We start from the raw sequence: 11961 nt of genomic DNA on the forward strand, positions 1-11961 counted from the left end.
AAAATGCACATGGAGTAGCGTCGATGACATCAGTAAACCAGTTCTGGCGCCGGGCGAAACTGCCCCTGGCTGTCAGTCTTGCCTCTACGCTCGCCGGGCCAGCATTCGGCGTCAGTTTCAACGTAGGTGAAATCGAAGGTCAGTTCGACTCATCCCTGTCGATTGGTGCCAGCTGGTCTACTCAGCAGCCGAACAAGAACCTCATCGGCGTCAACAACGGCGGCAAGGGTTTGTCCCAGACCTCTGATGACGGTCACCTGAACTTCAAGAGCGGGGAAACCTTCTCGAAGATCTTCAAGGGCATCCATGACCTTGAACTGAAATACGGCGATACCGGTGTTTTCGTCCGTGGCAAATACTGGTACGACTTTGAACTGAAAGACGAAAGTCGTCCGTTCAAGGACATCAGCGACGACGGTCGCAAGGAAGGCGCCAAGTCCGCTGGCACTCAACTCCTCGACGCCTTCGTCTACCACAACTACTCCATTGCCGATCAGCCAGGCTCCGTGCGTCTGGGCAAGCAGGTCGTGAGCTGGGGTGAAAGTACCTTCATCGGTGGTGGCATCAACTCGATCAACCCGATCGACGTGTCGGCATTCCGCCGTCCGGGTGCCGAGATCAAGGAAGGCCTGATCCCGGTCAACATGTTCTATGTGTCCCAGAGCCTGACCGAAAACCTCTCGGCCGAAGCGTTCTATCAAATTGAATGGGACCAGACCGTCGTCGACAACTGCGGCACGTTTTTCTCCCAGCCAGACATCGTTGCCGACGGCTGCGACAACAACCTGCGCGTGCTGAACAAGCGCTCGCAAATTCCGGCCGTTGCCCTGGGGCCTTTGGCCGCCAACGGCGTCGACGTCAACGAAGAGGGTGTCCTGGTGCGTCGTGGCCCCGATCGTGATGCCCGCGACAGCGGTCAGTGGGGTGCGTCCTTCAAGTACATGTTCGATCCGCTGGACACCGAGTTCGGCGCCTACTTCATGAATTACCACAGCCGTGCGCCGATCTTCAGCGCCACCGGTGCGCCTCAGTCGGTCTACAACACTGCAGCGGGACTTCCAGGCCCGTTCGCGGCACTCGGGCCACTGCTGGTGGCAGGTAATTCGCAATACTTCATCGAATACCCCGAAGACATTCGCCTGTATGGCTTGAGCTTCTCCACCACCCTGCCTACCGGTACGGCGTGGAGCGGTGAGATCAGCTACCGTCCGAACGCTCCGGTGCAGCTCAACTCCACCGACATCCTGTTCTCCGGTGTACGTCCTTTGGGCAATAACAACCCGAACAATCCGTTGACCAATGCATCGCTGCTTACCGGCGTGCCGGGTCAAGACCTGCACGGGTATCGTCGCAAGGAAGTCACCCAGTTCCAGACTACCCTGACGCACTTCTTCGATCAGGTCATGGGCGCCAGCCGTCTGACCCTGGTGGGTGAGGTGGGCGTGACCCACGTTGGCGGCCTGGAAAGCACTTCCGACGTTCGTTATGGCCGCGATCCGGTCTACGGCCCGGGTGAGTTGCCAGCCTCTGGCGCGCTCGATACCTGCGTGGCGCTCAACACCAGCACCATCAACGGTGCCGGCCCGGGTACGCCGACCAACAACCGCAGCCGCAACTGCACCAACGAAGGCTTCACCACCCCGACTTCGTGGGGCTACCGCGGTCGCGCCATCTGGGAATACAACGACGTGTTTGCCGGTGTGAACCTCAAGCCGAACGTTGCCTGGTCCCATGACGTGAGCGGTTACTCCCCTGGCCCTGGCGGCAACTTCGAGGAAGGCCGCAAGGCGGTGAGCCTGGGTGTCGACGCCGAGTACCAGAACACCTACACCGCGAGCCTGGCTTACACCAACTTCTTCGACGGCAAGTACACCACCGTGGATGACCGCGACTTCGTTGCGCTCAGCCTCGGCGTGAACTTCTAAGCACAGTATTTTCAGGACGAACGCATAAATGAAAATAACAAAGAGTCTGTTCCACGCCGGTGTTCTGGGTCTTTCGCTGCTGGCGACCAGCGTCATCGCAGCGGTTCCTCAGGCCGAGGCCGACAAACTGGGCAAGAGCCTGACCCCGATGGGCGCCGAAATGGCGGGTAACGCCGACGGTTCGATCCCGGCCTGGAAACCGCTGCCGAAGAACGCCGGCAGCGTCGACAGCAAAGGCTTCCTGTCCGATCCGTACCCGGGTGAAAAACCGCTGTTCACCATCACGGCGCAGAACGTCGACCAATACAAGGAAAAGCTCGCCCCGGGCCAGTACGCGATGTTCAAGCGCTACCCGGAAACCTTCAAGATGCCGGTGTATCCGTCCCACCGCGGTGCCACTGTGCCGGATGACGTGTTCGCCGCCATCAAGCGCAACGCCACCAACACCAATCTGGTGTCTGGCGGTAACGGTCTGGAGAACTTTGAAACCGCCATTCCGTTCCCGATTCCGAAAAGCGGCGTGGAAGTCATCTGGAACCACATCACCCGTTATCGCGGCGGTAGCGTGACCCGCCTGGTGACACAGGCCACACCACAGCCGAACGGTTCGTTCAGCCTGGTGTACTTCCAGGACCAGTTCGTGTTCCGCGACAAGATGAAGGATTACGACCCGAAAAATCCGGGCAACATCCTGTTCTACTTCAAGCAGAAAGTGACCGCGCCGGCACGTCTGGCCGGTGGTGTGCTGCTGGTTCACGAAACCCTCGATCAGGTCAAGGAGCCGCGCTCGGCGTGGGTTTACAACGCCGGTCAGCGTCGTGTGCGCCGTGCACCGCAAGTGTCCTATGACGGCCCGGGTACTGCAGCCGACGGCCTGCGTACTTCCGACAACCTGGACATGTTCAATGGTGCACCGGATCGTTACGACTGGAAGCTCGAAGGCAAGAAAGAGATGTACATCGGCTCCGATGCCTACAAGCTCGACGATCCGAAGCTCAAGTACGCCGACATCATCAAGGCCGGTCACATCAACCAGGACCTGGCTCGTTACGAGTTGCGCCGTGTGTGGCATGTGGTTGCAACCCTGAAGGAAGGCCAGCGTCATATCTACGCCAAGCGTGACTTCTACATTGACGAAGACACCTGGCAAGCAGCGGTCATCGACCATTACGACGGTCGCGGTCAACTGTGGCGCGTCGCCGAGGCCCACGCCGAGAACTACTACGACAAGCAAGTGCCGTGGTATGCCCTCGAAGCCTTGTATGACCTGCAATCGGGACGTTACCTGGCGCTGGGCATGAAGAACGAAGAGAAGTCGGCTTATGACTTCGGCTTCACTGCCACCACCAGCGACTTCACCCCGGCCGCCTTGCGTCAGGATGGTGTTCGCTAAGGTGAACTGAGTAGAGGCCGCACCCTCTGAAAACGCCCCGACTGGTTCGGGGCGTTTTTTTTGTTTGTAGACTTTTTGTAGCCATTTGTAGCAACTACCTTCATTCCCTATCCGTTTACGGCTAGTCTGCGGACATCTGCAACGCCGCCACCCGCAATTCAAACAAGAGCCGGCTATGACTGATTTGTCTACATCCCCAGGTTCTGCAAACATCGCCGTCGCGACACTCGACGGGCGCTTCTTCCGCCCGCCGTTGCCCGACGGCCATGTGCTGCGTCCACGTTTGTGCGAACGACTGAGTGCCGGGCTCGGCGGCAGGTTATTGCTGGTCAGCGCACCGGCAGGGTTCGGCAAGAGTTCGTTGGCGGTGGAGTTTTGTCAGGGGTTGCCGGCGCATTGGCAAAGTCTCTGGCTGGGGTTGAGCCCGCGCGACAGTGACCCGGGGCGTTTTCTCGAGCGCCTGCTGGAAGGTCTTCAGGACTATTTCCCGCATCTGGGCAGGCAATCCCTCGGGCTGTTGAAAATGCGCCAGCGCCATCAGCCGTTCGCGTTCGAAGAGTGGCTGGACGGCCTGCTTGACGAACTGGCCGTGCACCTGTCTACAGCGACGCCATTACTGCTGGTGCTGGATGATTACCATCTGGCCCAAGGGCCGGTGCTGGACCGCTGCCTGCAGTTTTTCCTCAATCATCTTCCCGATGGCTTGCTGGTGATGGTCACCAGTCGCCAACGTCCCGACTGGCATCTGGCGCGGCTGCGGCTGTCACGGCAACTACTTGAGTTGCATGAACAGGATCTGCGCCTGACCCACGACGAAGCCTTGAGCCTGCTTGATCGCCACAGCAGTTCCTTGCGTGGCGAAGCGCTGGAAAACCTGATCCAGCGCAGCGAAGGCTGGGTCGCTGGGTTGCGCTTCTGGCTGCTGGCCGCCTCCGAGGCAGGCACCGATGGCGCGCTGCCGCAATCGTTGCACGGTGGGGAAGGGCTGATCCGCGATTATCTGCTCGAAGAAGTCATCGATTGCCTGCCTGCCGAGGTCCAGTCGTTCCTCTACGACACGGCACCCCAGGAACGATTTTGCAGCGAACTGTGCGACGCCGTTCGCGACGCCCATGACAGCGGGGAGATCCTGCGCTTCCTGCTTGCCCACCAGGTGTTCCTGGTGCCACTGGACGAGCATGGCCATTGGTATCGTTACCACCACCTGTTTTCCGATCTGTTGCGCACACGGCCTGCTTCCCAGTCGATGGTGCCGGCCGCCAGCCTGCACTTGCGTGCCTGCCGCTGGTTCAATGCCCAGGGATTGCTCGATGAGGCCGTGGAGCAGGCCTTGCGTGCCGGTCACCTGGACGTCGCGGCGAACCTGGTGCAGAACCTCTCCGAAGAGCAACTGCTGGCCGAGCAGAACGTCGGCATGTTGCTGCGCTGGAAAATGGACTTGCCTGACAGCTTGCTGATCAGCACGCCGCGACTGATTGTGCTCTATAGCTGGGCGCTGGGGATGGCTTGCCAGCTGGATGCCGCCGAGGAGCTGGCCAGCCATTTGAGCCGTTTCCTGCCTGCGCCGTCGGCCACCGCCCAGAAGTCCATGCTCGCTCAATGGCTGGCGTTGAGCGGCATCATTGCCCGTGGGCGCGGCAACCGCGAACTGACGCTGCAGTACTGCCGCGAAGCGTTGGACAGTCTTCCGTCCAAGCGTTACGGCCAGCGCCTGATGTGCCTCTCGACCCTGTCCAACCTGGCCATTGCCGACGGTGATTTGTGGCGGGCGCGGGGGCTGAACCGCGAATCGCTGGAGCTGGCGCAACGGGTCGGCAACCCGTTGTTCGAAGCGCTGGCGCACTACGACCGCGCCCGGGTTCTGCAAGCGCGCGGAGAAATCTGTCGGGCGCTGGAGGAGGTCCGTCAGGGGATGCAACGCCTGCAGAGCTTGTCTGCGCAGCGGCTGTATGCAGTTCGAGCCCGGCTGACCTTGTATGAAGGCTTTCTGCTGGCCCTGCGCATGCAGCCGCAGGCGGCGCGGCTGCGATTGCAGGCCGGTTTGAGCGAGGCGCGCGCCTGTCGTGACATCAGCGTGCTGATCGGCCATTGTGTGATTGCCAGGCTGGAAGGCAGCAGCGGCGAGTTCGCCAAAGCCTTTGCCGAACTTGCTGAAGCTGAACGGCTCATGCACATCTGGGACGTGCCACCCATCTACTACCTGGCCATGATCACCCTGGTCAAATGTGAACTCTGGCTGGCCCAGGGGCGCACCGATCTGGCCGAAGCCTGGCTGTCGCGCCTGGGGCAGACCTATAACGGCGAAAACGGGGCGGCACCACCGGAATTCCACCCGCAATTGCCGCTGCATATCGAATTGCAACAAGCCTTGCTCGACGTCATCCAGGGCCAACCGATGCTGGCCGAAGGGCGTTTGAATGCGCTGCTCGAACATGGCCAGCAAAGCGGCCGGCAGATGCTCAGTGCCATGGCGTTGACCCAGAAAGTGGCGTTATTGCTGGGCAGCGGAAGGGAGCCGGAAGCCCGCAAGGCACTGGCTCAGGCGCTGGATGCTGCTGGCGGAGGGGTGCTGCAACCCTTTGAGGGCCTGCTGGCCGAGCATCCGGACTGGCTGCGTGGGCAACTTCAACTTTGCCCGCCAACCCCTGTTTCCCTGAGTCTCAGTGAAAAACTGCCGGCATTGGCTGCCCGTCCCGGACTGGAGTCCTGCGCGGCCGCGGAGCAGCTCAGCACGCGGGAATTGGCGGTCCTGCGATTGATCGCCCAGGGCTGTTCGAACCAGGAAATCAGCGATCAGCTGTTTATTTCCTTACACACGGTCAAGACCCACGCCAGCCACATCAACAGCAAACTCGGGGTCGAGCGGCGCACGCAGGCCGTGGCGCGGGCCAAGGAATTGGGGGTGCTGGGTTAAGGATTTTTCACGTTACACATCGCGGCCATTGGCTGGATACTCAATTGTGCGAAAATCGCTCGTCCCCGTTTATCGAGCAGGCCCCGATGTCCCAGCAACCCACCCTCATCCGCGAAACCTTCCCCGTCGGTCCTTTGCAGTGCAACTGCACGATCATCGGCGATCCGGTGACGAAAAAGGCCATCGTCGTCGATCCGGGTGGCAATCATGAACTGATCCTGGCGCGTCTCGATGCCCTGGGGCTGAAAGTGGTCAGCATCATTCACACCCATGCGCACCTCGATCATTTCCTGGCTTCCGGTCAACTCAAGGAGAAAACCGGCGCGACGCTGCATCTGCACAAGGAAGACCAGTTTCTGTGGGACAACCTGGAAATGCAGTGCCAGATGTTCGGCGTTCCTTATACCCCGGTGCCGTCCCCGGATCGCTGGCTGGCCGATGATGAAGAACTGGCCTGCGGATGTGGCGTGGCGCTGCACACGCCGGGTCATACGCCAGGCTCCATGAGCTTCTGGTTTTCAGAGGCCAAGTTGCTGATTGCCGGTGATACGCTGTTTCGTCGCGGCGTCGGGCGCACGGATTTGTGGGGGGGCGACCAGGCCACCATCGTGCGTTCGATAAAGCAGCGTTTGTACACCCTCGACGAAGAGGCGACGGTGGTGACCGGGCATGGTCCGGATACCCGTCTGGGCGACGAAATGCGCGAGAACCCCTTTGTTCGGGGCTGATTTGTAACATTCGGAATTTTTACCCATTAACATGATCCAACGCCCGCAAAGGCTGATGCCTTGGCCCGTTGCACCACAGAATGCAAAAAAGTAGGAGCTTTACATGTTCACCACGCGTCGTTTGATTATTGTCGCTACGGCTGTGGCCGTTTTGTCCGGTTGCGCCTCGCCTAACCCTTACGGTGGTCAAGGCCAGGCCCAGGGCCAGGCGGATAGCGGCTCCGAAGGCATGAGCAAGACCGCGAAATACGGTGGCCTCGGCGCTCTGGCCGGTGCGCTGGCCGGTGCTGCGATCAACCACGATAACCGTGGCAAGGGCGCGCTGATCGGTGCCGCAGTGGTCGGTGCTTCCGCCGCCGGCTACGGCTACTACGCCGACCAGCAAGAGAAAAAGCTGCGCGCCAGCATGGCCAACACCGGTGTTGAAGTACAGCGCCAGGGCGACCAGATCAAGCTGATCATGCCGGGCAACATCACGTTCGCTACCGATTCGGCGAACATTGCCCCAGGTTTCTATCAGCCGTTGAACAACCTGGCGGGCTCGCTGAAAGAGTTCAACCAGAACCAGATCGAGATCGTCGGCTATACCGACAGCACCGGCAGCCGCCAGCACAACATGGACCTGTCCCAGCGTCGTGCCCAGAGCGTGGCAACCTACCTGACCTCGCAAGGTGTCGGCGGTGCCAACCTGAGCGCTCGCGGTGCCGGCCCGGATGGCCCGGTTGCCAGCAACGCTGACGTCAATGGCCGTGCGCAGAACCGCCGTGTCGAGGTTAACCTCAAGGCGATTCCGGGCCAGCAGTATGGTGCCCAGCAACAAGGTCAGGTTCAGCAGTACCCTTGATCGTCTGATTGAACCCCAGGCGTAAAAAGGCCCGCCCGATCCTCTACAGATCGGGCGGTTTTTTTTGTCATCAGTTCCGGTCCCATCGTCGGAACGCCGCCCGGAGCAAGCTCGCTCCCACAGGGTTCTGGGTCGACCTCGGAAACTGTGGGAGCGGGCTTGCCCGCGAAGAGGCCAGTGTGGGCAGCAGAGATACAGGATCAGAAACAAAAAAGCCCCCGGACAATTACCTGTCCGGGGGCTTTTGCGTGCGGGCCTGCTTACTTCTTCAGGCCGTAATGCTCATCGAGCATGCCCGGCGCGTTCGGGGCTTTCGGTGCGTAGTCGCGAGGCGGTTCCTGATTGCGTGGCGGCGTCAGGCGCTCCCGTGGAGCCTGAGCTGCATCGGCGTGCAGGGAGGCCAGCAGGCGTTGGCGAGTCTGTTCGTCCAGGGCCAGGCGGTTGGCGCCCTCGGCGAGATGGTCCTGCACTTCCTGATAGCTCTGAGTCAGTTTCTTGACCAGTGTCGCGGTGCTGTTGAAGTGGGTCACCACCTCGTTCTGATAACTGTCGAAACGTTCCTGAATATCGTCCAGCTGACGCTGCGTGCGGCTCGGCGCGGCGTTCGGTGCAACGCGGGCGATCAGGAACCCAATGGCGACACCCACAACCAGGGCAAGAGTCGGTAACAACCAAACTAAGAGCGAGTGTTCCACGAGTCCTTCCTCTATAAACGGCTTTGCTTTACGTTAACGGCTCGAACCTGCGCTGTATACCGCGATTCACTCGCAATAGACAGCCACAGACAATTTGCTAGACGAGTCGACCCGATTCGAGGTCACGGAGTTCCTTCCTTGCTTATGCGTGAAACCCCTGTAGTGATTGATGGCCCTGTTGGCCAACTGGAAGCTCTTTATCTGGATAATGAGCAGCCTCGCGGCCTGGCACTGATCTGCCATCCGAATCCGGTGCAGGGCGGCACCATGCTCAACAAAGTGGTCTCGACCCTGCAGCGCACTGCGCGCGATGCAGGCTTGATCACCCTGCGCTTCAACTACCGTGGCGTCGGCGCCAGCGAAGGCTCCCACGACATGGGCACCGGTGAAGTCGATGATGCCCAGGCTGTCGCCGAATGGTTTCGCGCCAGACACCCGCAATTGCCGCTGACCCTGTTCGGTTTCTCCTTCGGCGGTTTTGTTGCCGCAAGTCTCGGCGGACGCCTTGAGGCCAAGGGTGAGCAGGTCGAGCACCTGTTCATGGTCGCGCCGGCAGTCATGCGCCTCGGCGCTCAGGACCCACTGCCACAGCAGGGCGAACTGACCCTGATCCAGCCGGAAACCGATGAAGTGATCGATCCGCAGCTGGTTTACGAATGGTCCGATAAGCTCGAACGCCCCCATGAGCTGCTGAAAGTGGCAGAATGCGGACACTTTTTTCATGGCAAGCTGACCGATCTCAAGGATCTGATCCTGCCGCGTCTCTCGAATTGATTGCAGTCTGACAAGCGATTACCCATGACGACTCGTACCCGTATCCTCACCGGCATCACCACCACCGGCACGCCGCACCTGGGCAACTACGCTGGCGCCATCCGCCCGGCGATCGTCGCCAGCCGTGACAGCAATGCAGATTCGTTCTACTTCCTGGCCGACTACCACGCCCTGATCAAGTGCGATGACCCGCTGCGCATCCAGCGCTCGCGTCTGGAAATCGCCGCGACCTGGCTGGCCGGTGGCCTGGATGTCGATCGCGTGACCTTCTACCGCCAGTCCGACATCCCGGAAATCCCCGAACTGACCTGGCTGCTGACCTGCGTTGCCGCCAAGGGCCTGCTCAATCGCGCCCACGCCTACAAGGCTTCGGTGGACAAGAACGTCGAGACCGGTGAAGACCCGGACGCCGGCATCACCATGGGCCTGTACAGCTACCCGGTGCTGATGGCCGCGGACATCCTGATGTTCAATGCGCACAAGGTGCCGGTCGGTCGTGACCAGATCCAGCACGTGGAAATGGCGCGGGACATCGGTCAGCGCTTCAACCATCTGTTTGGCCAGGGCAAAGAGTTCTTCACCATGCCCGAGGCGTTGATCGAAGAGAGCGTCGCCACCTTGCCGGGCCTGGATGGCCGCAAGATGTCGAAGAGCTACGACAACACCATTCCGCTGTTCAGCAGCGCCAAAGAAATGAAGGATGCGATTTCACGGATCGTCACCGACTCCCGCGCGCCGGGCGAAGCCAAGGATCCGGACAATTCACACCTGTTCACCTTGTTCCAGGCGTTCGCCACCCCGGCGCAGTCCGACGAGTTCCGCAGCGAACTGTTGCAGGGTCTGGGTTGGGGCGAGGCGAAGAGTCGTCTGTTCCAGCTACTGGACAACGAATTGGGCGAGTCCCGCGAGCGTTATAACCTGTTGATCGAGCGCCCGGCGGATCTGGAAGACATCCTGCAACACGGCGCGAAAAAGGCCCGCGCGGTGGCGACACCCTTCCTCAACGAACTGCGTGAAGCGGTAGGCCTGCGCTCCTTCGTTGCCCAGACTCAAGTGGCTGCGACCACCAAGAAGAAAGTCGTGAAGGCTGCGCGGTTTGTCAGCTTCCGTGAAGACGACGGCAGTTTCCGCTTCCGTCTGCTGGCGGCCGATGGCGAACAACTGCTGCTGTCGCGCAACTTCGCCGACGGTAAAACCGCGGGGCAGGTGACCAAGCAACTGCAAGCGGGCCAGGATCTGGACGTGCGCAGTGAAGATCTGGGCTTCAGCGTCTGGCTCGAAGGTCAATGCGTTGCCGACAGCCCGACCTTCGCCGACAGCGCCGCACGCGACGCGGCTATCGAGGCCTTGCGCATTGCCCTGACGCCGATTCAGGAATAATCAACGGCTCGGCCCGACCAAGGGCCGATTGCCATTCCTGCGGGCCGTCGCTACAGTGTCGGCCCGTTTTTGTTGCCTTGCTAACGAATTATGACGCCCCTAGAACGATATCAAGCTGATCTGAAACGCCCGGAATTCTTCCATGACGCCGCGCAGGAAACCGCCGTGCGTCATTTGCAGCGCCTGTACGACGATCTGGTCGCGGCCGAGCAAAACAAGCCGGGCCTGCTGGGCAAGTTGTTTGGCAAGAAGGATCAGACCCCGGTCAAGGGCCTGTATTTCTGGGGCGGCGTAGGTCGCGGCAAGACTTACCTGGTGGACACCTTCTTCGAAGCGTTGCCCTTCAAGGAAAAGACCCGTACGCACTTCCACCGCTTCATGAAGCGCGTGCACGAAGAGATGAAGACCCTGGGCGGCGAGAAAAACCCGCTGACCATCATTGCCAAGCGCTTCGCCACCGAAGCCCGGGTCATCTGCTTCGATGAATTCTTCGTCTCCGACATCACCGACGCCATGATCCTCGGCACGCTGATGGAAGAACTGTTCAAGAACGGTGTGACCCTGGTCGCCACCTCGAACATCGTGCCGGACGGCCTGTACAAGGACGGCCTGCAGCGCGCGCGCTTCCTGCCGGCCATTGCGCTGATCAAGCAGAACACCGAGATCGTCAACGTCGACAGCGGCGTCGACTATCGTCTGCGTCACCTCGAACAAGCCGAGCTGTTCCACTATCCACTCGACGAAGCCGCCAACGAAAGCCTGCGCAAGAGCTTCCGTGCGCTGACACCGGAATGCACGGCGGCGGTCGAAAATGACGTGCTGATGATCGAGAACCGTGAAATCCGTGCCCTGCGCACCTGCGATGACGTGGCCTGGTTCAACTTCCGCGAACTATGCGACGGCCCACGCAGCCAGAACGACTACATCGAGCTGGGCAAGATCTTCCACGCCGTGTTGCTCAGCGATGTCGAGCAGATGAGCGTCACCACCGACGACATCGCCCGACGCTTCATCAACATGGTCGACGAGTTCTACGACCGTAACGTAAAGCTGATCATTTCTGCTGAAGTCGAGCTTAAAGACCTGTACACGGGTGGCCGCCTGAACTTCGAGTTCCAGCGTACCTTGAGTCGTCTGCTGGAAATGCAATCCCACGAATTCCTGGCCCGGGCGCACAAGCCGTAGGACGATTCTGGAAATAAAAAAAGGCCTGCGATTGCAGGCCTTTTTTTGTGCGCCGAAGATCAAAAGATCGCAGGCTTCGCCAGCTCCTACAGGTACACACCATTCTGTAGGAGCTGGCGAAGC

9 protein-coding genes are annotated in these 11961 nt (G+C 60.3%); 8 read left to right on the forward strand and 1 reads right to left on the reverse strand.

Annotated elements, in window-relative coordinates:
- Positions 1–23: 23 nt before the first annotated feature.
- The 5 genes from AC1DKH_RS15685 (at position 24) to AC1DKH_RS15705 (ending at position 7804) form a co-directional block, all read left to right on the forward strand.
- Entirely contained in the window at positions 24–1925 is a 1902-nt protein-coding gene (locus AC1DKH_RS15685) for a DUF1302 domain-containing protein (RefSeq protein ID WP_477756219.1), read from the forward strand.
- 28 nt (positions 1926–1953) lie between these two features.
- The gene (locus AC1DKH_RS15690; protein ID WP_477760568.1) at positions 1954–3318 is read left to right on the forward strand and encodes a DUF1329 domain-containing protein; all 1365 of its coding nucleotides are present in this window, start codon (positions 1954–1956) and stop codon (positions 3316–3318) included.
- 175 nt (positions 3319–3493) lie between these two features.
- Positions 3494–6232 carry a winged helix-turn-helix domain-containing protein gene (locus AC1DKH_RS15695; protein WP_477798613.1) on the forward strand — a complete coding sequence of 913 codons (2739 nt, stop codon included), beginning with the start codon at positions 3494–3496 and terminating at the stop codon, positions 6230–6232.
- Between the two features lie 86 nt (positions 6233–6318).
- Positions 6319–6960 (forward strand): MBL fold metallo-hydrolase, encoded by a 642-nt coding sequence (locus AC1DKH_RS15700; protein WP_108215462.1) that lies wholly within the window; start codon positions 6319–6321, stop codon positions 6958–6960.
- Between the two features lie 103 nt (positions 6961–7063).
- Positions 7064–7804: a YiaD family glycine zipper/OmpA-like lipoprotein gene (locus AC1DKH_RS15705; protein WP_477798614.1), complete on the forward strand. Its 741-nt coding sequence runs from the start codon at positions 7064–7066 to the stop codon at positions 7802–7804.
- Positions 7805–8064: 260 nt separating this feature from the next.
- On the opposite strand, the gene AC1DKH_RS15710 is transcribed toward AC1DKH_RS15705, so the two are convergent.
- The gene (locus tag AC1DKH_RS15710) at positions 8065–8499 is read right to left on the reverse strand and encodes a Z-ring associated ZapG family protein (RefSeq protein WP_007989833.1); all 435 of its coding nucleotides are present in this window, start codon (positions 8497–8499) and stop codon (positions 8065–8067) included.
- Between the two features lie 144 nt (positions 8500–8643).
- Here AC1DKH_RS15710 and AC1DKH_RS15715 point away from each other — a divergent pair, with 144 nt between their 5' ends.
- The 3 genes from AC1DKH_RS15715 to zapE all read left to right on the forward strand — a co-directional run bounded on the left by AC1DKH_RS15715 (position 8644) and on the right by zapE (position 11838).
- A complete protein-coding gene (locus AC1DKH_RS15715) occupies positions 8644–9273 on the forward strand; it encodes an alpha/beta hydrolase (protein WP_477760570.1) in 630 nt (209 codons plus the stop codon).
- A 24-nt stretch (positions 9274–9297) separates the two neighbouring features.
- On the forward strand, positions 9298–10653 hold the full coding sequence (locus AC1DKH_RS15720) for a tryptophan--tRNA ligase (protein ID WP_477753042.1): 1356 nt from the start codon (positions 9298–9300) through the stop codon (positions 10651–10653).
- 90 nt (positions 10654–10743) lie between these two features.
- Positions 10744–11838 (forward strand): cell division protein ZapE, encoded by a 1095-nt coding sequence (gene zapE, locus AC1DKH_RS15725; RefSeq protein WP_095943473.1) that lies wholly within the window; start codon positions 10744–10746, stop codon positions 11836–11838.
- Positions 11839–11961: the final 123 nt, after the last annotated feature.

The sequence above is a fragment of the Pseudomonas sp. 05L36 genome (genome assembly GCF_056398125.1).

Bases quoted from the DNA above. Each gene is read 5' to 3' on its own strand.
- zapE (WP_095943473.1), top strand. From the start codon at position 10,744: ATGACGCCCCTAGAACGATATCAAGCTGATCTGAAACGCCCGGAATTC.
- AC1DKH_RS15690 (WP_477760568.1), top strand. From the start codon at position 1,954: ATGAAAATAACAAAGAGTCTGTTCCACGCCGGTGTTCTGGGTCTTTCG.
- AC1DKH_RS15715 (WP_477760570.1), top strand. From the start codon at position 8,644: ATGCGTGAAACCCCTGTAGTGATTGATGGCCCTGTTGGCCAACTGGAA.
- AC1DKH_RS15720 (WP_477753042.1), top strand. From the start codon at position 9,298: ATGACGACTCGTACCCGTATCCTCACCGGCATCACCACCACCGGCACG.
- AC1DKH_RS15695 (WP_477798613.1), top strand. From the start codon at position 3,494: ATGACTGATTTGTCTACATCCCCAGGTTCTGCAAACATCGCCGTCGCG.
- AC1DKH_RS15705 (WP_477798614.1), top strand. From the start codon at position 7,064: ATGTTCACCACGCGTCGTTTGATTATTGTCGCTACGGCTGTGGCCGTT.
- AC1DKH_RS15685 (WP_477756219.1), top strand. From the start codon at position 24: ATGACATCAGTAAACCAGTTCTGGCGCCGGGCGAAACTGCCCCTGGCT.
- AC1DKH_RS15700 (WP_108215462.1), top strand. From the start codon at position 6,319: ATGTCCCAGCAACCCACCCTCATCCGCGAAACCTTCCCCGTCGGTCCT.